Origin of the sequence: Paenibacillus oryzae, from assembly GCF_001675045.1 — a bacterium.
Classification (GTDB): domain Bacteria; phylum Bacillota; class Bacilli; order Paenibacillales; family Paenibacillaceae; genus Pristimantibacillus; species Pristimantibacillus oryzae.
Genome location: NZ_LYPA01000026.1, coordinates 57,364 through 80,332 on the forward strand (window position 1 = coordinate 57,364; position 22,969 = coordinate 80,332).

Genomic DNA, 22,969 nt, shown 5'->3' on the forward strand with positions numbered 1-22,969 from the left:
TCCGTTATATTAATGCTCGCCCCGCATATGAGGGAACAGCAGCACGTCGCGGATAGACGGCGCGTTCGTCAATAACATGACGAGACGGTCAACGCCGATGCCAAGCCCGCCAGTTGGCGGCATGCCATATTCCAGCGCGCGGATAAAGTCGTCATCCATTTCATGCGCCTCGTCGTTGCCCTGCTCCTTCTCCTGCAGCTGGGACTGGAACCGCTCGCGCTGGTCGATCGGGTCATTAAGCTCGGTAAATGCATTGGCATGCTCGCGCGCCACAACAAACAGCTCGAAGCGATCCGTGAAGCGCTCGTCCACGCTGCTTTTTTTGGCAAGCGGCGAAATCGCGACGGGATGGCCCGTTACGAATGTCGGCTGAATGAGCGTGTGCTCGCAATGCGTTTCAAAAAAGGCATTGACGATATGGCCAAATGTCATATGGGGCTCTACGGGCACCTTGTGCTGTTTGGCCAGCTCATGCGCCTCTTCATCGCTCATGTTGACGCTGAAATCAACGCCGGTCACTTCCTTGACCAGATCCACCATGCTGATGCGGCGCCAGCCTGGCGTCAAATCCACATCGTACTCCTGATACTTGATCCGGGTCGTGCCAAGCACTTCCTGGGCGATATGAGCAATCAGGTTTTCGGTCAGATTCATAATATCCTCATAATCAGCATACGCCTCATACAATTCAATCATCGTAAATTCCGGATTATGGCGGGTGGAGATGCCTTCATTCCGGTATACGCGTCCGATCTCATATACCTTCTCCAGACCGCCTACGATCAGGCGCTTCAAATGCAGCTCGATGGCGATCCGCATGTACAGCTCCATATCCAGCGCGTTATGATGCGTGACGAATGGACGCGCGGCGGCGCCGCCCGCAATGGAATGCAGGGTTGGCGTTTCAACCTCCAGATAACCCAGCGAATCCAGATAACGGCGCATCGACTGGATAATGCGGGAACGGGTAATAAACGTCTGCTGAACATCCGGGTTAACGATCAGATCGACATAACGCTGGCGGTAGCGCAGCTCGACGTCCTTCAAGCCATGATGCTTGTCCGGCAGCGGCAGGAGCGACTTCGTCAAAACAACGATGTCCAGGGCTTTAACGGAGATTTCGCCCGTTTTGGTACGGAATACAGTGCCGCTCACGCCAACAATATCGCCAATGTCCAGAAGGTCAAAGGCTTCGTATTGCTGCTGGGATATGCTATCCTGGCGCACATAGATTTGAATGCGGCCGCTCAGGTCCTGAATGTGGGCAAAAGCCGCCTTGCCCATGCTGCGCTTCTGCATAATGCGGCCCGCGATGGCAACCTCCGTCGCTTGCTCGTCCAGCTCTTCCTTGCTAAGGCTTTCACTGCTTTTGAGAATATCGTCTGCGCTGTGCGTGCGCTGAAATTTTTGTCCAAAAGGATCAACGCCGAGCCCTCTTAGCTCATCCAGCTTGTTTCTGCGAATTTGCAAAAGCTCGCTAAGCTCCTGCTCGTTGTTTTCATGTTCCACTTTTCGCTCATCTCCTTGGTACTCAGGCAAACGTTCAAAAAGCTTCCAGCAAGGAAGCTTTCCAAATGTTTACGCCTTATTTTTTGATATCGACAATCTTATATGAAATAATGCCCGCCGGAACGTTGACTTCAACAACTGTACCCTGCTTTTTGCCCAAAATGGCTTTTCCGAGAGGGCTTTCATTGGAAATCTTGTTTTGCAGCGGATCGGACTCTGCTGTGCCGACAATCGCATATTCCATTGTATCGCCAAACTCCATATCCTCTACAATAACGGTAGAACCGATGCTCACCGCTTCGGTATCAATTTCATCATTATTAATAATACGAGCATTGCGAAGCATTTTTTCCAGCGTAATAATTCTGCCTTCAATAAAAGCCTGCTCGTTTTTGGCATCCTCATATTCGGAGTTTTCGCTAATATCTCCATAGCCGATGGCGACTTTAATCCGCTCGGCCACCTCGCGCCGCTTGACCGATTTGAGGTTCTCCAGTTCCTCCTCAAGCTTTTTAAGTCCGTCTTGAGTCAGAATGATTTGCTTATCGTTCATCTTTCCGATTCTCCTGTCGCGTGACTAATTTTCATACCGGGTATGAATTCACTGATACTTAATATATTACGCATGATCGCCGTCATACCTTCCTCGGAGTGGTCATATTGGCAATCTTTTGTTAGATTATATTGCACGATTATATTGCATGGTCCCCCGAATGTCAATGTAAGCAGCCGATGTTCGGGCGACTTGCTTCCAGCTAGAGCGCTAATGCGCCTTCAGCCGCTTCTTCCTCAAGGGATGAAATGTATTGGTCCAAAATAGCGACCAGCCGGTCACGGCCGGTTTCTTCCATTATGACATCCTTCACACGCGCCCCTCCGGGCAGCCCTTTGAGGTACCAGGCCAGATGCTTGCGCATCTCCCTTACAGCCACCGCCTCATTCCGGATTGCAATCAGCCGGTCCAGATGGAGAATGGCGACCTTCATCTTTTCGCGAGGCGTTGGTTCGCCAGGCAGCTTGCCGCTCTCCAGATACTGAATGGTACGATACAGCATCCATGGATTGCCGAGTGCGCCTCTGCCGATCATAACTCCGTCAACACCGGTTGTCTCCAGCATTCGCTTGGCATCCTCCGGAGAAAAAACATCGCCGTTGCCGATCACCGGAATGTTCACGGCTCCTTTAACTTCCTTTATAATATCCCAGTTGGCTGTGCCCGTATATTGCTGCTCCCGGGTACGGCCATGCACGCTGACGGCGCTGCCTCCGGCACGCTCCACCGCGCGGGCGTTCTCCACCGCATAGACATGCTCGTCATCCCAGCCGATCCTCATTTTGACCGTTACAGGCTTATCAACAGCGTCCACAACAGCGGACACCATCTCGTAAATCTTGCCGGGGTCCAGCAGCCAGCGGGCGCCGGCATCACACTTGGTTACTTTAGGCACGGGACATCCCATATTAATGTCGATAATATCCGCGTTGGTTTGTTTATCCACGACCTTGGCGGCCTCAACCAGCGATTCCCGGTCGCCTCCGAATATTTGCAGGCTAAGCGGCTTTTCGCGCTCATCCACAAAAAGCATTTCCATCGTACGCTTGTTGCCGTGCAAAATAGCCTTGTCGCTCACCATTTCGGCGCAAACCAGCCCAGTCCCGAATTCCTTGGCAATCAAACGAAAAGCGGGGTTGCAGACGCCGGCCATCGGCGCAAGAACAACCCGGTTTTTCATCTCGATGTCTCCGATTGTCAGCATGCCGCTCCTTACTCCTCCTTTGTTGTCACAAGCTCTTCCGGACTAATGCCTAAGGTTGCCGCAATCTGCTCCAGCAGCCTGGGATCGCTCCTGCGCGTGCCTCTTTCCAGCGAGCCCAATACCGCTACGGAGATACCCATTTTTTGAGCCAAGCCTTGCTGTGTATATCCCTTCAGCTTTCGAAACGCTCTGATGCGCTGCGCAAGCTGGTTGTTGTGTGCTGAATATTTTTCCATAATGCAATGCCTTCCTTTCCTTGCCGAAAAGCCTCTTGCGAAGCCTTGCCTGCCTGTTCTGCCAAAGGATGCGCGCGGTTCAGCACATCGTTCAGAGGAACCAGCACAAAAGCCCGTTCCATCATACGGGGATGCGGCAGCGTCAATTCCTCCAGGTCCATAACAACCTCCTCATATAAGAGGAGATCCAAATCAATGGTGCGGGGACCAAACCGGATTTCTCTGGTTCTGCCCAGCTTCAGCTCCAGCTTCTGCAATTCCCGTAGAAGCTCCAGCGGTTCGAGCGTGGTTCGCACAGCAATGACCATATTAAGAAACGCGGGCTGGTCGTTATAGCCCACAGGGTCGGTTTCGTAGATGCCTGAGAAACGCTCCAGGCTAATACCGGGATGCCCGTCAATAGAGTCCAGCGCGCTGAGGAGCAGCCCCTCCCGATCTCCAATATTGGAGCCTAGCGCAATATAAGCTTCCGACTGGCTTCCGGCCATCTCTTCATCTCTCCATCCAGTCATGATTCCGAACGCATAATTGCTCCGTCCGCTCCGCGTTTGCGGGTCAGCTCTACCGTTACGCCGTCAAAATGAATGTCGAACGGCGGATTCGGCTTCGTTACGCCAACAGTCAATTCATGTATCATAGTATAAGCGTCCAGCACACCGGATGCAATGGCGCCGGCCAGCGCTTCAATCAGCTTTACGGGAGGACCTTCCACGATTTTCTTAACGACCGCATAAAGCTCCGCGTAATTGATCGTCTGCTCCAGGTCGTCATTCCGCGAGGCGGCATCCAGATCAAGCGACAGCTCCAGATCGACAATAAACTTCTGCCCAAGCCGGTTTTCCTCCGCAAAAACGCCGTGATAGCCATAGAAGGACATGCCCTTCATTTTCATTTTATCCATAACAAGGAACGCCCCTTTTTGTTATACGTGTTCGGAAAAAATACATGTTTGATGAACCCGGTTGTTGAACAGCCTCCTTAACGGTAATAAATGGCATCCGCCATCAAGGCGGCACGGCGCATGTCCCGCACATCGTGCACTCTCACAATTTGGCAGCCCTGCGCAATACCAATCGCAACGGTTGCAGCGGTGCCCAGCACTACTTCATCGACGGGAAGATCCAGAGCCTGGCGAATAAATCGTTTGCGTGAGGTGCCCAGCAAAACGGGATAACCCAGCTCCGCAAGCTCATGGAGCCGCCCCATCATTTCCAGATTATCATTGTAGGTTTTGGCAAAACCAATGCCGGGATCGAGCCAGATGGCGTCCGCGTTGATGCCCGCTTCCTCTGCCCGGCCTATACTGCTTTTCAGGTCGGCAATCACATCGGGAACCAGATCATTATAGCTGCTATCGGTCCGATTATGGCTGATGATAACGGGGCATCCGTATTCTGCCGCCACGCTCGCCATATCAGGATCGCCCTTCAGGCCCCAAATATCATTTATGATATGCGCACCAGCCTCCAGCGCCTGACGGGCCGTAGCCGCCTTATACGTGTCAATTGACAGCGGCATTCCGGGAAGCGCCTCCCGCACAGCGGCGATAATAGGCACAACTCGCCTGATTTCCTCCTCCGCATCAACCGCTTCAAAGCCCGGCCGCGTCGATTCCCCGCCAATATCCAGAATGTCGGCGCCTTGCTCCGCCATATCCCTTGCGTGCCGGACAGCCGCGTCCACATCCATATATTTGCCGCCGTCGGAGAAGGAATCCGGCGTGGCGTTCAATATGCCCATAATCAACGTGCGACTCCCTAATTCCAGAGGCACTCCCTCGCTCAGTTGATAGCGCCGCCGGCAAAAGTTAGGTTTATCCCCCATCCTCTTCGCCTCCTTACATCTATTAATGCTTCTTTATAGCAAACAGTTGCGCTGAATATCCTCTCTATAAAGCTTCAGCAGCCGCCGAAAAACGGACCTCGAAACGCTTTCTGGCTCTGGCTCGTTGCTCGGGGCAGAGACCGGACTGGATTCGGCATTTCCTTCTGATTCTATACAACCAGCATACCCGGTACCTCTCCCAAATCCGGCATTTCCCATCCATTGAGCCTGACTAATGCCCACAACCGCCGAGCGGCCGTCCAGATCCGTTAAAAGCTCAACGGGCACAAGCTCCTGCACAGAGTTCGTCAGCCAAATTTCCCTAGCCTCCAGCAGCTCCTCCCAGGCGTAATGGCCCTCCTCTACGGCAAAACCGTCACCCCGCGCCAGCTCAAGCACCCTTTCTCTTGTTACGCCGGGCAGAATGCCTGTATCAATAGAAGGCGTGCAAATAACGCCATCGTTTTTGGAGACAAAAAACAAATTGCTGACGATGCCTTCCGCTAGCCAGCCCTCCCGGCTTAGCATTAAGCCCTCAGTAGCGCCCGAGCGAGCCGGTTCGGCCCTCATGACAGTTAACTGATCAGGTTTGCCATCCGACTCTGTGGAGGATTTAGCTCCCCCTAATCCCAAGAGCTCACGCTTCGCAATAATATTATTCATATAATGAAGAGATTTGAAACGAATGCTACCCTCAGGCGAATTTCGGCGAGTATGAAGCAGCCTCAGCTCCTTGGCCGCAGGGGGCTCCATGGCCAGCCATTCCGCTCCGACAGCCGGCAAAGGCTTCGCCATCAACAGGATAGTCGGTTCTGCGTAATCGCTGGACGGCAGACCCAGCTCTCCTGCTCCCGCGCTGACGGTCAGCCTGATATAGCCGTCGCTCAAGCCGTTAGCCTCCAGAAGGCTGGACACCTGATTCGCCAACTGCTCCTCCGTCATGGTCAAAATAATGCCAAGCTCCCGGCAGCCGCCGCGCAGCCTGTCCATATGACGCTCCAGCAAATAAGGCGCGCCGCCGTATGTTCGGAACGTCTCAAATAGCCCGATACCGTACAAAAAGCCGTGATCGTATGCCGAGATCACAGCCTTTTCCGCTTGTACAAGAGCTCCGTTTAGTCCAACCTTCATGCCGATTTACCGGACCTGGTTTTCAGAAAATTGCGCAGCATCGTCAATCCATGATCAGTAATGATGGATTCCGGATGGAACTGCACGCCCTCTATTGCATATTCCTTATGCCTCAGCCCCATAATTTCGCCTTCCTCTGTCTCGGCAGTAATTTCGAGACAATCCGGCAGCGTCTCCCGGCGAACGATGAGGGAGTGATATCGTGTTGCCGTAAACGGCGATTCCATGCCTTCAAAAACCGATTTTCCATCATGCAAAATCGGAGAGGTTTTGCCGTGCATCAGCCGTTCCGCACGTACAACCTCGCCTCCAAAGGCCTGTCCGATGGACTGATGTCCCAGACATACGCCAAAAATCGGAATTTCTCCCTTGAAGCGTTCAATCAGCGCCAGGCTGATCCCCGCCTCATTAGGCGAGCATGGACCTGGAGAAATAAGAATATGGTCCGGTTTAAGCTCCTCGATGCCGGCCAGATCAATTTCATCATTGCGCTTGACCACGATATCTTCCCCAAGCTCGCCCAAATATTGCACAAGATTATACGTAAACGAATCATAGTTATCGATTACCAGTATCATGGTCCGCCGCCCCCTTTTTTAGCTCCTAGCTCTTTGCGCGCACTGTCTATTCCTTGCATATACCGCCCTGCTTCTTATTTTCTTGCTTCTTATTTCTTGCTCGTGCTACTTGTTTCTCGCTCGTATTTCTTGTGCCTGCATGCCAATTGCCGCTTGTACTTGTTGTGCTTGCTGCTTCTTGCTGTTCTTGTAGCTTCTTGCTGTACTTGTACCTTCTTGCTGTACTTGGTGCTTCTTGCGCTACTTGTACCTTCTTGCTCTACTTGGTGTTTCTTGCTCTACTTGGTGCTTCTTGCGCTTGCTGATTCTTGCTTGCACTTTTTGCTTCTATTTACCAGCTTCTACGACTTGCGTTCCTCCGCCAGCCGTTCGCTGAATTGAATCGCCTTCCACAGCGCCTTTGCTTTGTTCAGCGATTCATAATACTCCCGTTCGGGATCGGAATCAATTACAATGCCCGCTCCCGCTTGAATATGAACATTGCCTTCTTGTATAGCCATCGTTCGAATAATAATATTAAATTCCATATCGCCGTTATAGTCAATCCACCCCATCGAGCCCGTATATGGGCCCCGGCGCACCGGCTCCAGCTCCTCGATGATCTCCATCGTCCGGATTTTGGGAGCGCCCGTAATGGTTCCTCCAGGGAAGGTCGCCGCAATGGCATCATAAGCATCCTTGCCGGAAGCCAGCTTCCCCTCTACCTGCGAAACAAGATGCATGACATGGGAGTAGCGCTCAATCACCATAAGCTCCTTCACCTTAACCGTGCCATATTGCGATATCCGGCCAAGGTCATTTCGCTCCAGATCAACCAGCATAATATGCTCGGCGCGCTCTTTTTCGCTCTCCAGCAGCTCGTTCGCAAACTTAACGTCCTCTTCCTCCGTGCGCCCCCGTCTTCTTGTGCCCGCAATAGGACGCGTAGATAGACGATCACCCACCTTGTCGATCAGGAGCTCCGGCGACGCCGATACCAGCTGAAAGTCAGGACAGCGAAGAAAACCCATGTACGGCGAAGGGTTGAACAACCGAAGCCATTCATACAGCTCCTCCGGACTGCTCTGCGTTCTGCGGCTTAGCCGTTGAGACAAATTGACCTGAAACACATCGCCTTGCCTGATGTAGTCGTGAATGGCTCGAACAGCATCCATATATGCCTCTTTGGCAAAAGGCGAGGTTACGCCCTCCAGCGCCTCCACATCGATGTGCAGCGATTCCCGCTCCATCAGACTACGCCTCGAAGCCTGAAGCTCCACAGCCCTCTGAGCGGCCCGCTCCTCATGGAACCAGGTCAGCCAGTAGTCCGCCATCCCCTCCGCGCGGGACGACGCCTGCTCATAGAGAAGACGCAGCTCGTCCTCTGCAAGGCCAATTTCAACCGGGGAATGCACAACGCAATAAACAGCCGACGTTTCGTGATCAATTACCCAAATCTCATTCATTTTGAGAAAAAGAAAGTCCGGCAAGCCGATATCATCCGCCGCCAGCTCCGGCAGCTTCTCGATGCTGCGAATGACGTCGTACCCCCAATAACCAACAGCGCCGCCCAGCCACTTGGGGCCTTCCGAAAGCTTTGGCCCGCGCCTGTCGCCCATCCAGCGACGCACGATATCAAGCGGCTTGCCCTTCCAATGCTTGTGGACTGGCCGCTGCTCCTCCATCGGCTGAAACGCGATAGACTCCGCTTCCAAGCCCTTGCCGCGAATGACTCCCTCGGGATGCAGCCCCAAATACGTATATCGGCCGTCCTTCCCGCTCTCCAGCACAAAAGCATAAGGCGACGCATCCTGCCAAACTTCTTCCCAGGAGGTCACCGGCCCTGTGCCGCCGGGAATAAACAGCTCTTTTACAAAGGGCAACGTTGTATATTTGCTTTCTGCACGCCATTTGGCCCATTGCTCCCATGCGGTCGCCATACCCGCCAACCTCCGCTCCGATAATTATGTATAGTATGAAGTATAATGCTTCCAAAAATTCAATGTACAACCGGGGGACAACCCCATTGTCCCAACAGAAATGCCCCGTCTCCTAGTGCTTTCAACATCATACCAGCATATTCTGAATTCATCAATAAATAGCAAGGGCTGTTGACGCCCCCGCTTCTTGCAGGAACAGAGAGAGGCAGCTCAAAAAAGTACGAGCCATTGCAGCAACTCTAATTTAACTGGCTGCATAATAGTACATTTAAATTGAATTTGTACGATTCCTCATACAAACCAGCGCAATCCGCCTTGCTACTCCACCATTTTGTACGATTCCTCGTACAAACCAGCGCAATCTACCTCGCTACACCACCATTTTGTACGATTCTTCGTACAAACCAGCGCAATCTGCCTTGTTACTCCACCATTTTGTACGATTCCTCATACAAACCAGCGCAATCTGCCTTGCTACACCACCATTTTGTACGATTTCTCGTACAAACCAGCGCAAGCTACCTCGCTACACCACCATTTTGTACGATTCCTCGTACAAACCAACGCAATCTGCCTTGTTACTCCACCATTTTGTACGATTCCTCATACAAACCAGCGCAAGCTACCTCGCTACACCACCATTTTATACGATTCCTCGTACAAACCAGCGCAATCTGCCTTGCTACACCACCATTTTGTACGATTCCTCGTACAAACCAGCGCAAGCTGCAATATTACCTCTTTATTTGCATGCTTGTTCGTGCGTGAAGTTAGCTTGAACGAACAATCAATACGCAAAAATCGCAAGTCTCCGGCATCCTTTCCCGGGAACTTGCGATCTTTTTCAATAATGCGGGCCGCCGTCTGAGCTTATAGGGCACGACGGGGCTTCATGGATTAATTTTCGAAGTTGAACAGCGGCGTGCTGAGGTAACGTTCGCCGTTGCTTGGCACAACCGCTACGACGCGTTTGCCCGCGCCAAGCTCCTTGGCTACCTTCAGAGCGGCACTGATCGCTGCGCCGGAGGAGATGCCGCACAAAATGCCCTCTTCCTTGGCCGCGCGGCGTGCATATTCGAATGCATCTTCATTTTCGATGGTAATGACGCCGTCATAAATTTCACGGTTCAAAATATCAGGGATAAAGTTGGCGCCGATACCTTGGATTTTATGAGGGCCGGGATTGCCGCCGGACAAAATCGGCGATGCCGCAGGCTCAACCGCATATACCTTAATACCCGGGAAGTTTTGCTTCAGCACTTCACCTGTACCGGAGATCGTGCCGCCTGTGCCGATGCCAGCAACGAAAGCATCCAGCTTGCCGTCCAGGGAATTGATGGCTTCCACAATTTCGGGACCAGTCGTTTCACGGTGAACCTTAACGTTGGCCTGGTTTTTGAACTGCTGCGGGATGAAGTAGGTCGGGTTCTCCTGAGCCAGCTCCTCCGCTTTGCGGACCGCTCCGTTCATGCCCTCCGAGCCCGGTGTCAGCACCAGCTCGGCCCCGTACGCACGAAGCAGATTACGGCGCTCTACGCTCATCGTTTCCGGCATAACCAGAATAGCCTTATAGCCTTTTGCTGCTGCAACCATCGCCAGGCCAATGCCTGTATTGCCGCTCGTAGGCTCCACAATGGTATCGCCGGGCTTCAGCTTGCCTTCTTGCTCGGCTACTTCAATCATGCTAATCGCAATGCGGTCCTTCACGCTTGCGCCAGGGTTTTGGTACTCAAGCTTTACATAAATTTCCGCGCTTCCTTCCGGTACAAGACGGTTCAGACGAACAAGCGGTGTATCTCCAATCAGCTCCGTGATGCTTTGAACAATTTTTGCCATGAGGGAAAGCCTCCTTAATCCGACTAAAATAGTTGGTTTTGACTATCTCCATCTTATCAATGGAGTCCTTTAGTTGTCAATAGCCCTTTTCACATTTTTGGGAAAAAGTCCTGCCTCCCGCCTAAGCTCTGCCTCCGCACCAACGCGGCTTATCATTTGACTATCGAGGCTTCGTGGCTGGCCAGCAGCTTTTCCTCCAGGCTGCTTAACGAGCCGACGCGCTGCAGCGCCAGCTCCCGCCGCACCATCTCTTTGACCCGCTCCGGCGGAATGCCGCCTTTGCTTCTGCGGCCTGCAAGCCGAATAACGGCATAAAGGCCATCCTCCAAAAAAATAGGACCGGCAATGTCGCCCACCTGCAGATTGCGAGCCTCTGCAAGCAAAGCCGCATCATAAAACGGATCGTCTTCGTCGATAAACCCGAGGTCGCCGCCGCTGTCCGCTGTATATTCATCCTGTGAATAAGCAGCCGCAAGCTCCGCAAAGCCATCGCCATCGCCAAGCCAAGTCAGCAAATCCCCTGCCTGGCTGGGGGAAGCAACCACAATCCAGTTCAAATGCAGCTCTCTGCGCGGTTCGCCGTAATCGGGATGCTGCCGCAAATAGTCCTTTATTTCGTCCTCCGTTACTGCCGCCTCCCGAATGGCAATGGCCTCCAGCAGCAGATGGTGGTTAAGCTCTGCCATGGCCTGCTCCTTGCTCATGCCAAGCTGCTCCTGCATCGCCTCGAAATAAGCTTCCTCTCCGCCATAAGCCTCCGCTGCTTGCGCCAAAGCCAGATTCAGCTCGTCCTTTGAAACGTTAACCCCCTGTACGTCCGCCTCCAGCATGACAGCTCTGCGAACAAGCATTTGGCGAAGCACGGCATCTCCATGCAAACTGTACAGCTCCTTCGCCAGCTCGCCCCGCGTAATGGGCACACCGCCTACAGAGGCGACAACCTGTCCGTCCATCCCTTCCGGATCGGGGTGCTCGATCAGCCCATTTTCTCCGCTTGGCGCCGCTTCCGGCTCATCCTTGTCCGATTGCAGCAACGGCAGCATTTTTACAACAACAAGGCCAGTCAGCACAATCAGGCAAATCGCTTGAAAGATAACTACTGTCCTCAACACCCTGTCTTTTCTCATGCTCCTGACATCCTTACTCTAGTCCGCGTTCGGCTGATTGATCTGCGACAGCAGAACCTCCAGCTCGGGGCGGTTGAATACAAAAGCTTCATTGCAGAAATGACATACAATTTCCGCGCTGCCGTCTTCGTCGATCAATGCTTGAAGCTCTTCCGTTCCCAAGCTGATCAACGTTTGCTCCACCCGCTCCCGTCCGCATTGGCATTTGAATGACAGCTCCATCGTGTCATGAATAACGAGGCCCTCTTCGCCCACAACCTGCTTCAGAAGATCCTCCGGCGTTTTTCCTTGCGCCATCAGGGTGGTGACGGGCGGCATAGACCCCACCGCCTGCTCCAGACGGGTAATTTCCGCATCAGTTAAGCCCGGCATGAGCTGAACGATAAAGCCGCCTGCATGAAGCACGGAATTGTCGTTCTCCACCAGAACGCCTACGCCTACCGCTGAAGGCGTCTGCTCTGATACTGCGAAATAATACGTAAAGTCCTCGCCCAGCTCTCCCGAAACAATCGGCACGCTTCCCCGGTAAGGCTCCTTAAGCCCCAAATCCTTCGTTACATGCACATAACCGTTTGTTCCAACGGCTCCTGCCACATCCAGCTTACCGTGTGCATTGCTGCCGTGATGGGCCTGAGGATGATCCACGTAGCCCCGCACTTCGCCCAAAGCGTTGGCATCCACAACAACCTGGCCAATCGGGCCGTCGCCTTTGACCTGTATCGTGAGCTTTTCATGGCCCTTCAGCATAGCTCCCATCATGGCGCCAACCGTCGCCGTTCTTCCCAGCGCAGCCGTAGCGGTTGGAAACATATCATGACGCCGTCTCATTTCCTCGACCAAAACCGTGGTTCGAGCGGCAAACACTCTTATTTTTCCGCCCCAGGCCGTACCTCGAATCAATATATCCTTCAAACCTTCCATCTATTGGCCCTCCTGATTTCTTTCGTAAATCAACCGCAGCCCTTCCAGCGTAAGCAGCGGGTCCACCTCGTTTACCGTTTCGGATTCAGCCGATATCAGCTCGGCCAATCCTCCTGTTGCGACAACATGGGGAGTTACACCGAACTCCGTCCTGATGCGGTTGACAATGCCGTCCACCTGTCCCGCATAGCCAAAAATAATGCCTGCTTGCATCGAGGTGACGGGATTGCGGCCAATTACGCTTTTTGGCTTAACCAGCTCAATGCGCGGCAGCTTGGCTGCGCGCTGATACAAGGCCTCCGTCGAAATGGAGATACCCGGCACAATCGCGCCGCCCAGGTAATCGCCGCGTTCATCAATATAATCGAAGGTGGTTGCCGTGCCGAAATCAACAACAATGAGCGGAGCGCCGTATTTTTCAATAGCGGCCACTGCATTGACGATGCGGTCCGCACCCACCTCCCGAGGATTTTCGTAACGTATGTTCAAGCCGGTTTTCACTCCAGGCCCTACAATGAGCGGAACCTTGCGCACGTATTTCACGCAAAGATGCTCCAGTGTCCGCATGAGCGGAGGAACGACAGAGGAAATAATGACGCCGCTGATCTCCGACATGTGAATGCCCGCATATTGAAACAGCTGATGCATGCTGATGCCATATTCGTCTGCCGTTGCAGACCGGTTGGTGCTGAGCCGCCAATGATGAAGCAGCTCCTTGTCCTTGTATACGCCAAGCACGATATTGGTATTGCCGACATCAATAACCAGAATCATGAATCCTGTCCGCCCTTCTTTTCGTTTAGGTCAAGACTGATGTCCAGGTTCTGGAATGAATACGTAAGCGCGCCGACCGAAATGACGTCTACGCCACAGGAAGCGATGCCGTGAATGCTATCCAGGTTGACGCCGCCCGAGGCCTCCACGATAACATGCGGCGATTGGCTTTTGATCAGAGATACGGCCGCTTTCATGGATTCGCGGCTCATGTTGTCCAGCATAATGATATCCGCTCCGCAAGCCAGCGCTTCTTTCACCTGCTCCAGACTTTCTGTCTCTACTTCGATTTTCATCGTATGCGGAATAAAGCGGCGAGATGCCTCAACAGCAGCCGTGATTCCGCCCGCTCCTTTAATATGGTTATCCTTGATCATGACAGCGTCATATAGCCCGAAGCGATGATTGGAACCGCCGCCTACGCGCACCGCATATTTCTCCAGCATGCGATGGCCCGGCGTTGTTTTGCGGGTATCCGCCAGCCGAACGGGGAGACCCTCCAGCTTCCGCACATAAGCAGCCGTAGTCGTCGCAATGCCGGATAAGCGCTGCATCAGATTAAGCGCCAGCCGTTCGCCGGTTAGCAGGCTATGCGTGCGGCCCTCCACCTCGGCAATAACCGTTCCTTTGGTCACATGATCGCCATCCTTCACCAGCGGACGGAAAACGAGCTCGCTGTCCACGATCTCAAAAACCAGCTCCGCCACCGGCAAGCCGGCAATGATGCCCTCCTGCTTCACATGAATGATGGCTTTGGACTGGGAATGGGAAGGAATGGTTGATTCCGTCGAAATATCTCCGCTGCCAACGTCCTCGTCCAGCCAGCTTTTGATTAGCCCTCTCAGGCTTGCGTCGTAACGATGTGGATTCCACTCATACATCATTAATTCTCTCCTCGGTTATGCCTTGTATGCGGTGCAGCACCGTATGTTTTCTCCATACCAGATCATCCTTGGCAGGGAAGTCCTCGCGGTAATGCGCTCCCCGGCTTTCCTCGCGGCTGAGCGCCGCCTCCGTCGTCAGTAATGCGCAGGTGAGCAAATTAGCAAACTCGTATTCCTCGCGCTCGCTTAGCTGTGTATGGAAAATTGGCAGCTGGCGCTTTAATTCCTCCAGCCCTTTGCGCAGACCGTTTTCATGACGCTTTAATCCGACCCAGCGCACCATAATTTTTTGCAGCTTCAAGCGCCGCTCCACAACAGCTTGAATGGACGGCTCGCTGCGGGGCGTATCAACTTTGATAACGGGATGTACATCCAGTTCAGGCAATGCTTCAATTCGCTTTACAATTCGCCGGCCAAACACAATCGCCTCCGACAGCGAGTTGCTGGCCAGCCGGTTTGCCCCATGCACGCCTGTCGAGGAAACCTCGCCGCATGCAAACAGCCGTTTAATATTGGTTTCCCCGTTCAGATCGGTCTTCACTCCGCCCATCATATAATGCATCGCAGGGGCTACGGGTATCCAATCGCTCGTCAGATCAAGCCCGTATTGCAGGCAGGTTTCGTAAATCGTCGGGAACCGGTGCTTTACTTTGTCCGCAGGCTCGTGGGTAATATCAATGTAGACAAAGGTGGACCGCGTCGCCTCCATCTCGCTGACTATCGCTCTCGCCACGACGTCGCGAGGCGCCAGCTCCAGCTGCTCATGGTAGCGTTCCATAAATCGCTCGCCCTTAATATTGCGCAGCACAGCGCCTTCCCCTCTTACCGCTTCGGAAATGAGGAAACGCGGCGCGCCGGGGTAGCACAGCGCCGTAGGATGGAATTGAATAAACTCGACATCCTGGATATACGCGCCGGCCCTATACGCCATCGCAATGCCGTCTCCGGTCGCCACATCGGGATTTGTTGTATAGCGGTACAGCTGGCCGGCCCCGCCGGAGCAAAGAATCGTTGCCTTGGCCCTGACATAAAGCCGCTCGCCGCTTGACTTCTGCACGATAGCTCCGCAGCAGACATCCTCATGAGTCACCAGATCAATGACAAAATGATCGTCCCACATCTCGATGGCGGGGTTGCTCTGCGCATTTTCCAGCAGCGCGCGCACGATTTCGTACCCCGTAGCGTCGCCGTTGGCGTGAAGAATGCGGCGTTGGCTATGCGCGCCCTCCTGAGTGAGCGCAAGCTCGCCATTTTCCAGATCGAATTGAGTCCCCATCTTGATGAGGCTTCTGACGCCTTTTGTTCCTTCATGCACCAATACGTCCACCGCATCGCTGGAGCACAGCCCCGCCCCTGCAATCAACGTATCCTGGCGATGATAGGCGGGAGAGTCGTCCGAGGAAATAACAGCCGCAATTCCACCTTGCGCGTAACGGGTATTGCTGTCCATCATCGTTTTTTTCGTAATCATCAGAACCGATTGAAAGCGACTTCCTCTTATAGCCGTAAAAAGACCGGCAATGCCGGCCCCGATGACGAGCACATCTTTATCCACAACCGGAAGCTTGTCCAGGTCGGCGTCAATCAAGTACCTTGGTATCATGAGGTCCCCTCCTAATGAAGCATAAAAAACCTGTATCCAAACAAAATGAGTACAAAAAACCTCTCCCGAGGCGTTCCAAACGATTATGAGCAATGTTAATGATGTGGTTCAGCCTTAACATGCCTTAAAATCAGCGCCTGAACTCACTGAGCGAAAGTGTTAAAGACGGAGGACGGTAATCTTTTGTCAAAATGGACATTGACTCCTGCTTTTTGCCCGCCCTAGCGGTCACCGATGACCGCTAGAGCCCCACCAAATGGATGCTGTGGCTTCAGCTAATGGTCACCCGTGTCCTTTACACACTCAAAAGGCGCGTTTTGGGGGTGAATATCAGCTTTTACGGTCATGCATGACCTTTAGACATAGACATTGCATCAAAACAAGGCTTTAACGGTCAAGGATGTCCGTAGCGTACAGCAGGTCCGTAGGCGTTAACAAAATCCGTAGCATAATGTAGATTCATAGCGAACACAAAGGCTGTAACATACAAAAGGTCCATAGCTTACACAAGCTCCTAAGCTTACAGGATATCTGTAGAATGTAGCTAGTTGTAGCTAGCTTCCTGCCCTGGCACTCCACAAAGACGCCGTTTACCAACCGAATTCAGTCGTTGGAAGCTCCATGTCCCGCAGTGTTTGCCACCAATCGAGGTCACGCGCTAATTTCTGTTTTGAGTTTTACTTTTCTCTATTAATCATACCCCAGCATCCAGTAACTGCACAATTCCGTTTTACAAGAAAAGAGTTCCTTCAAAGCTCTGAACGGCAGCATTTCCGGAGCAACTATTTATTTGCGCCCAAAGCACTAACCGTTTCGTTAAGCCAATTCAGAAAGCGCTCCTTCTCCTCAAACTGCGGAAAATGTGCGGAATCCTCGAACAGAACAAACTCCTTTTTCGGGGCCTGCAGCTCGTCAAAATAATGCTCCGCCGCTTTCGCGGACGTCATGTAATCGTATTGCCCCATCACAAAATAAACGGGGAGCTGCAATTGCTTGACGAGAGAGGGCAACGGATATTCGGCCTCCTCCTTAAGCAGCTGATCTTGCGTTTCTTTGATGCCAAAGAGATAACGGAGCACGTCGAGCCCGTTGTATTCCGTGCTTGTCAGGAAACCTGTGTAATAGTCCTTGTTGTCATTAATAAGTCTGGATGCGCCGCCGTATTTGCGAATCAAATTTCTCGGAACGTATACGCCGCCCGTTTCGATAGACTCGCGCATCCCCTCCAGCCTGTCTGCATCCTTGGCATTGCCCTCTGCCTGAGCCTGAAGGATGGCGTAATTCAAGCCATCCAGCTCGCTTTCCACCGTGTCGGAAACTTGACCTATCCCGATATAGGCGTGAAACTTCTCAGGCGCCTTGGCTGCTGCCTTTATTCCAATATAGGTACCGAAGGAATGACCGGCGAGCAGCACCTTGCTTTGCCCCAGCTCTTCAGCAACATAATCGGTCAGAGACAACAAATCGTCTACAAGGACATCCGTTGTCAGGTCGGAATAATCCTCCCCGAAATGATACGACTTTCCAGTTCCTCGCTGATCGTAATGAACGATTGTGTACTCCTTTTCCCATTCCTTCTGATACTTTCTGACATAAGGGATTTCCGAAGCCCCAGGTCCACCATGCACAAAAAGCAGAACAGGATTGTTCCGATCCATTCCGCGAATCATAATCTGATGATCAGCCCCGTTAATCTTCACCTTTTCAAAACGGGTAATGCTGTTTTCGCCAGCGATAGATGGGGTCCAGGTTGGAAAAAACAGAAACAGAAGCAGTAACCCCGCTGCCGACAGCAACGTCCGCTTGATTGCTTTCAGCAGCCCTTTTTTACGAAGCATAATTCTCTCCTTCAGAAACATTCAGGGCATGGCTGCCTCCGAAACCGCCGGATGGTCGCCATGCCCTCTAAAGTCAGTTATTGCCTATCTATTTCAGACTCCATCAAGCAGCTTGCCTCACCCTGCAGTCCTTCCTATTGCACGCTAATGAACATCATTGCTATTTCACTTGCAGCATGCGCTCTAGTGACAAGCGGGCTTGATCCGCAACGTGCGGCGGTACATAAATCTGCGGCTGCATCGTTTCAAGCGCCTTGACAAGCTTCTTGAGGTTATTCACCTTCATGTTGGGACAAACCAAATATTTGGATGCAAAATGGAACGTTTTGTCCGGGCTGTCGAGTCTGAGCTGATAACCCGTTCCATCCTCCGTACCTACGATAAATTCCTTGCAATCGGATTCCTTGCAATATTTAATAATCGCCGTTGTGCTGCCGACAAAATCGCCCAGTTCAACAACCTCGGGACGGCATTCCGGGTGTACGACAAATTGAGCGCCCGGATGTTTGGCCTTCATTTCCTCAACATCCTTGACCGTCAGCATGTCGTGGGTATTGCAGTAGCCTTCCCAAATGATCATTTTTTTGTCCGTATTCTGCTGAACGTAATGGCCCAGATTTTTGTCCGGCACCCAGATGACTTCGTCGCCTTCGACCGAATTCACTACCTTGACGGCGTTGGCCGAGGTGCAGCAAATATCCGTTTCGGCTTTGATTTCAGCGGAGGAGTTAATGTACGTCACCACTGTGGCGTTTGGATGTTGGGCCTTCAGCTTGCGCAAGCCATCCACATTGACCATGTCGGCCATGGGACAACCCGCTCGTTCGTCGGGAATAATGACCGTTTTGTTAGGAGCCAGTATTTTGGCGCTTTCTCCCATAAAATGAACGCCGCAAAACACGATGACATCGGCATCCGTTGCCGCTGCCTTCTGGGCCAGCAGAAAGGAATCGCCCCTGAAATCGGCAACCTCCTGAATTTCGTCCCGCTGATAATAATGGGCAAGAATGATGGCATTGCGTTCCTTCTTCAATTGCATCAGCCGTTCGCGCAGCTCGCGGGTCTGCTCCGCCTTACGCTCCAGTGCCAGTGCTTCCACGATAACTTCACTCCTCTTATAAGGGATGGCCGCATGACAAGTAACAAACATGATCTGCGGCGGCTCATTCCGTTATCTGGCAAGTATGCTTTGTGAATAGAAGCACAAAGCAACTAAGCCAATTGCATTTAGTTTGAACGAATAGGGGGTATTTCATTTGATTAAGACTTAATTTACACTTGCCTGATAGGTCTGTCAATGCATGTGTGATCAATATTACGTCCTCGGGGTAAAAAAACTCTTTTACTCCTGCTCAACCAGCAGCTTCAAGCCTTCAAACATCAAATGCCAGCCCGTACGGGACGCATCGTGGTAATCCTGCGCCGCCTGCAACGCCTCTTCCTGACTCCAGCCCTCTTCCTTAGGAACAAGTATTTGCTGGGTAAACACCATACGGCATCCACCTTCCTCCCCTTCAATAGAAACCGTTAACGTATCTTCGGAATCGCTGAATTGAGGCATGCAGAAGGAAAACACCAGCCTGCCGGGAGCCTCAATCTCCACATACCGGCCGATCGCCCTGTAATCCATCCCGTTCCGATGGTCAACGATTTCCCAATGTCCTCCAACGGTCAAATCGGCGGTTGCGACTTTATTGGACTCGGCTCTGGTCATAAGCCATTTGCCCATTAATTGCGGATTTGTCCAAGCCTCAAACAGCCTCTCAGGGGTTGTCTTGAAGCTGCGGTCCATCATCAATGTAAGATAAGAAGCTTTTTCTTTTTCCATTATTCCTCGGCCCCTTTTCTGTTCCGTTCGTGGTGTTCCATTTGAAGATCTCGGTTGTCTCGCTAAATTCAAGGTTCTCTTTTCCGAACCTTTGTCAGACTACGGGGCTCGAGTATCCCTCTCTCATGACAAAAACGCCAAACCTGCATCGGGTCTGCGCTTTATTTTTTTAATCTCCAAATATTGGGCGAATGAATCAAGAAATGAATTCCAATGCCAAAGAGTTTCCTGTTTTTCTATAAAAATCATATCCAATAACGGTTCCTTCCTGTTGACCTCTACTTCTTGATCTTCGGCTGCTCTCTATCATTACAGCTACTTTTATTATACGGTAATCACCACTTATCGTATCTGTACAGAAACATATATGCTCCAGCCATTTCATACCTGCTGACAATTGTTCATTTATTCGTTCATTGGTTGATGCATTGCTGCTTCTTTTCATCTCTATTAAATATGCTATATTACTATCTTTATCAATTATAATTGCATCACAATCTTTTGGAGGATTAGCTATTTTATAATCTGCCTGCAAGTATTTAGATAACTTTTTCAAAAGAGGCAAGTTTATGTATATCCCTTGTTTTGATGATACTTTTAAACGTACTTTCAACTGATACCGGACATTGTTATCCTCTTCAGTCAGAACTGTCTCATGTTCAAATTCCTCGTAGCATTCAGGGTTTAACTTATTCAGATTCATTTTGATTCACCTTTAATTTATCTCTTTTGCTGGCCCTTTGCTCCAATAAATCTAAATATTCATCTTCAATTTCAGCAATAATTCTATCGAAATTATCAAATGACTCACTATCACTTAATAGATTTATTTCTTTAACAGTATTGTCTTCAAAATTATACACCTTTACGTTACTTGCATTCAGTCCATTGGATCTTTCTTCTAGTTCATTTCTAATCATTATATTTTGAATTTTTTTCACCAAAAAGTCACTGTGAGTAGAAATCACCACTTGTATTCCTTTACTTATAATTAGGTCAATTAACTTGGCGAACTCTGTTTGATTTGAAGGATGTAAATTCATTTCCGGCTCATCAATAATGATAATATTATGCTTTGTTGAATCCAGATTTTCAAAAAAATAGTCCAAACCATATATTGATTTAATAGCAGAAGAAGTAATATCCAGCGGAATAGAGTCAGACTTGTATTTGGTCCTTCCCATTTTAGCTCTAAAATAACTTTTTGATGTGGCATCATCAACATAGAACCTCCCTTTAATGAGGTTGCTTCTAATGAAAGCCGAAATCTCATTGCTCTTGTCATCAATATCGTACTTTTCAATATTATTAATGTAGTTCAAATAATCCGATATCGGTAATGGATATACTTCTGTTAGTTGATTTAAACTTTTAAGCAACTCTACATTCATTTCATTTTTGGATTTATTAACAGAGTTTATGGCGTTACTAATAAAATCCAATACCTCTACTTTATTCTGGTTAAGCTGATTTCTGAATACGTTAATCCCAATACGTTCTGCAGGAATATAAAAGGAATTATTATTTGCACTAATGGCGTTTTCGATCAAACGATTTAACATAAATCGGATAGTAGTGCTCATAGGCGACTTGCCTAAATCTGCAACTTCATTAGTACTGGTCAACAATATAGTCGCTTGCTTTTCGCTAACTTCCAAAATAAGATCCATAGAAGCAGCTTTAATCCCAAAACTTTTGATTGCTTCTAAATTTAAATATTCTGCAATCTCTTCTCTTGAAATAGATAGCTCGACATTTTCGAATCCGATGGAATCTGATTTAAATACTCTCTTTAATAATTCTAGTTTAGTCTTGTTAAAGTTAATCTCCATAACAGTTATAAGCTTATCTATAAAATCGCTTTTATCAAACGTAATGCTGCCATAATTAATGATTCTTTTAAATTCATCATTACTAAAAAATCCACCAGACATCTTATGTATATTAGACAAAATTCCATATAGCGTATAAGACAAATAGGTTTTGCCCTGGTTATTAGCTCCACAAAGAATAGTTAACTTGGAAAAATCAACTGTCGCTTGTTGGATTGGACCTAAATTTCCAATTTTCAATTAAATCCCTCCCTATCTAGTCCTCATACTATCATACCCTACGGATTAATTAAATATTCGCCAGTTTGATTAACCTATGTAAAAACATTTAAACAAACAAAAATAACTGATACGCCCTACCCTAAGAAAAAGCGCCAAACCCGTAACCGGTCTGGCGCTTTACCCATTGCTTATAGGCTATCTGCGGCCTGGATCATATGGCTGGCCTAGCGCGGCTGGCGCGCTGGAGCGTCCTACTGCACCCGCAAGTACGATCAGCGTAAGCACATAAGGCAGCATATAGAATACTTCCGTCGGAATTTGACTGGCCATATCAAACAGCTGCGCAAAATTGCGAAGCGCCTGCGCCATCCCGAAAAACAATGCGGCTCCCGCCAAGCCAAGCGGATTCCATTTGCCGAATATAAGGGCGGCAAGCGCAATAAAGCCTTGCCCCGAAATCGTATTGTGCGCAAAATTGCTTGTTGTGGTGAGCGCAATGGTTGCTCCGCCAAGACCGGCCAACGCACCGCTCAGCATAACGCCGATGTAACGGTATTTGGCCACGCTGATCCCCACCGTGTCAGCCGAGCTCGGATGCTCGCCGACCGCGCGAAGACGCAGCCCGAATGGCGTTTTGAACAATACGAAATAGCTGACCACAACCAGAACGATTGCAATATAGGTTGGCGGATAAGCTCTAAAAAAGCCTTCGCCGATAATTGGAATTTTCGACAGGAAAGGAATTGCCTGCTTGTGGAAAACCTCCACAAGCTGTCCCGTCTGCGCGGACCCTTCATACAGGCTGCGGGTAAAGTAGATGGCGGAGCCTAACGCCAGTATATTGATGACGACGCCAACAACGGTCTGGTCTGATTTAAACGTAACGGTCGCAACCGCGTGCAGCAGCGAGATCAAAACGCCGTAAATCAGTCCGGCAAGCATGCCGATCCAGGGCGACATGCCACCCATGCCATATTGCGTGGCATAGTCAGTCGCTACGGCTGCCGCAAATGCGCCGGATACCATAAGCCCCTCCAGGCCGATATTGACAACGCCGGATCGCTCGGAAAACATGCCGCCGAGTGCGGCAAAGATCAGCGCCGTAGAAAAAACCATGGTAATATTTATTAATTGACCCAATACTTCCATG

At 50.7% G+C, this 22,969-nt stretch carries 22 protein-coding genes; all 22 read right to left on the reverse strand.

Translation table 11 applies throughout. The annotated features are described in order from the left end of the window. Nucleotides 1-9 precede the first annotated feature (9 nt). On the reverse strand, nucleotides 10-1,509 hold the full coding sequence (lysS, locus tag A7K91_RS02220) for a lysine--tRNA ligase (RefSeq protein WP_068679232.1): 1,500 nt from the start codon (nucleotides 1,507-1,509) through the stop codon (nucleotides 10-12). A gap of 76 nt (nucleotides 1,510-1,585) precedes the next feature. Then, on the reverse strand, nucleotides 1,586-2,062 hold the full coding sequence (gene greA, locus A7K91_RS02225) for a transcription elongation factor GreA (protein ID WP_068679234.1): 477 nt from the start codon (nucleotides 2,060-2,062) through the stop codon (nucleotides 1,586-1,588). Nucleotides 2,063-2,264: 202 nt separating this feature from the next. Beyond that, on the reverse strand, nucleotides 2,265-3,266 hold the full coding sequence (gene dusB / locus A7K91_RS02230; protein WP_068679236.1) for a tRNA dihydrouridine synthase DusB: 1,002 nt from the start codon (nucleotides 3,264-3,266) through the stop codon (nucleotides 2,265-2,267). A gap of 8 nt (nucleotides 3,267-3,274) precedes the next feature. Continuing rightward, nucleotides 3,275-3,502 carry a helix-turn-helix domain-containing protein gene (locus A7K91_RS02235; RefSeq protein WP_068679238.1) on the reverse strand — a complete coding sequence of 76 codons (228 nt, stop codon included), beginning with the start codon at nucleotides 3,500-3,502 and terminating at the stop codon, nucleotides 3,275-3,277. After that, complete coding sequence (gene folK / locus A7K91_RS02240) at nucleotides 3,439-4,014, reverse strand: 2-amino-4-hydroxy-6-hydroxymethyldihydropteridine diphosphokinase (protein ID WP_156739258.1); 576 nt, start codon at nucleotides 4,012-4,014, stop codon at nucleotides 3,439-3,441. Before folK ends, A7K91_RS02235 begins: the two co-directional genes overlap by 64 nt. Further along, entirely contained in the window at nucleotides 4,011-4,403 is a 393-nt protein-coding gene (gene folB, locus A7K91_RS02245; protein ID WP_068679242.1) for a dihydroneopterin aldolase, read from the reverse strand. Before folB ends, folK begins: the two co-directional genes overlap by 4 nt. Before the next feature lie 77 nt (nucleotides 4,404-4,480). Then, nucleotides 4,481-5,326, reverse strand: a complete 846-nt coding sequence (folP, locus tag A7K91_RS02250; RefSeq protein ID WP_068679244.1) for a dihydropteroate synthase — start codon at nucleotides 5,324-5,326, stop codon at nucleotides 4,481-4,483. A 33-nt stretch (nucleotides 5,327-5,359) separates the two neighbouring features. Then, on the reverse strand, nucleotides 5,360-6,457 hold the full coding sequence (locus tag A7K91_RS02255) for an aminotransferase class IV (protein WP_068679246.1): 1,098 nt from the start codon (nucleotides 6,455-6,457) through the stop codon (nucleotides 5,360-5,362). Further along, nucleotides 6,454-7,035, reverse strand: a complete 582-nt coding sequence (pabA, locus tag A7K91_RS02260) for an aminodeoxychorismate/anthranilate synthase component II (RefSeq protein WP_068679248.1) — start codon at nucleotides 7,033-7,035, stop codon at nucleotides 6,454-6,456. Before pabA ends, A7K91_RS02255 begins: the two co-directional genes overlap by 4 nt. Nucleotides 7,036-7,376: 341 nt before the next feature. Continuing rightward, the gene (locus tag A7K91_RS02265; RefSeq protein WP_068679250.1) at nucleotides 7,377-8,954 is read right to left on the reverse strand and encodes an anthranilate synthase component I family protein; all 1,578 of its coding nucleotides are present in this window, start codon (nucleotides 8,952-8,954) and stop codon (nucleotides 7,377-7,379) included. Nucleotides 8,955-9,851: 897 nt separating this feature from the next. Continuing rightward, nucleotides 9,852-10,790, reverse strand: a complete 939-nt coding sequence (cysK, locus tag A7K91_RS02270) for a cysteine synthase A (protein WP_068679252.1) — start codon at nucleotides 10,788-10,790, stop codon at nucleotides 9,852-9,854. 152 nt (nucleotides 10,791-10,942) lie between these two features. After that, nucleotides 10,943-11,917 carry a peptidylprolyl isomerase gene (locus A7K91_RS02275; protein ID WP_068679254.1) on the reverse strand — a complete coding sequence of 325 codons (975 nt, stop codon included), beginning with the start codon at nucleotides 11,915-11,917 and terminating at the stop codon, nucleotides 10,943-10,945. A gap of 18 nt (nucleotides 11,918-11,935) precedes the next feature. Continuing rightward, complete coding sequence (hslO, locus tag A7K91_RS26815; RefSeq protein WP_068679256.1) at nucleotides 11,936-12,838, reverse strand: Hsp33 family molecular chaperone HslO; 903 nt, start codon at nucleotides 12,836-12,838, stop codon at nucleotides 11,936-11,938. Next, on the reverse strand, nucleotides 12,839-13,612 hold the full coding sequence (locus tag A7K91_RS26820; protein ID WP_068679258.1) for a type III pantothenate kinase: 774 nt from the start codon (nucleotides 13,610-13,612) through the stop codon (nucleotides 12,839-12,841). It abuts the gene before it with no gap. Continuing rightward, entirely contained in the window at nucleotides 13,609-14,493 is an 885-nt protein-coding gene (gene nadC / locus A7K91_RS02290; RefSeq protein WP_425415636.1) for a carboxylating nicotinate-nucleotide diphosphorylase, read from the reverse strand. Before nadC ends, A7K91_RS26820 begins: the two co-directional genes overlap by 4 nt. Next, nucleotides 14,486-16,099 carry an L-aspartate oxidase gene (nadB, locus tag A7K91_RS02295; RefSeq protein ID WP_068679262.1) on the reverse strand — a complete coding sequence of 538 codons (1,614 nt, stop codon included), beginning with the start codon at nucleotides 16,097-16,099 and terminating at the stop codon, nucleotides 14,486-14,488. The genes nadC and nadB overlap by 8 nt, the downstream gene beginning before the upstream one ends. A 782-nt stretch (nucleotides 16,100-16,881) precedes the next feature. Beyond that, a complete protein-coding gene (locus A7K91_RS02300; protein WP_156739260.1) occupies nucleotides 16,882-17,937 on the reverse strand; it encodes an alpha/beta fold hydrolase in 1,056 nt (351 codons plus the stop codon). 160 nt (nucleotides 17,938-18,097) lie between these two features. Then, nucleotides 18,098-19,036, reverse strand: a complete 939-nt coding sequence (gene nadA / locus A7K91_RS02305) for a quinolinate synthase NadA (RefSeq protein WP_068679264.1) — start codon at nucleotides 19,034-19,036, stop codon at nucleotides 18,098-18,100. A gap of 243 nt (nucleotides 19,037-19,279) precedes the next feature. Beyond that, nucleotides 19,280-19,765: an SRPBCC family protein gene (locus A7K91_RS02310; RefSeq protein ID WP_068679266.1), complete on the reverse strand. Its 486-nt coding sequence runs from the start codon at nucleotides 19,763-19,765 to the stop codon at nucleotides 19,280-19,282. Between the two features lie 196 nt (nucleotides 19,766-19,961). Continuing rightward, complete coding sequence (locus tag A7K91_RS02315) at nucleotides 19,962-20,468, reverse strand: hypothetical protein (protein ID WP_068679267.1); 507 nt, start codon at nucleotides 20,466-20,468, stop codon at nucleotides 19,962-19,964. Continuing rightward, complete coding sequence (locus A7K91_RS02320) at nucleotides 20,455-21,837, reverse strand: AAA family ATPase (RefSeq protein ID WP_068679269.1); 1,383 nt, start codon at nucleotides 21,835-21,837, stop codon at nucleotides 20,455-20,457. Before A7K91_RS02320 ends, A7K91_RS02315 begins: the two co-directional genes overlap by 14 nt. 177 nt (nucleotides 21,838-22,014) lie before the next feature. Next, entirely contained in the window at nucleotides 22,015-22,968 is a 954-nt protein-coding gene (locus A7K91_RS02325) for an ABC transporter permease (RefSeq protein WP_068679271.1), read from the reverse strand. Nucleotide 22,969 lies beyond the last annotated feature (1 nt).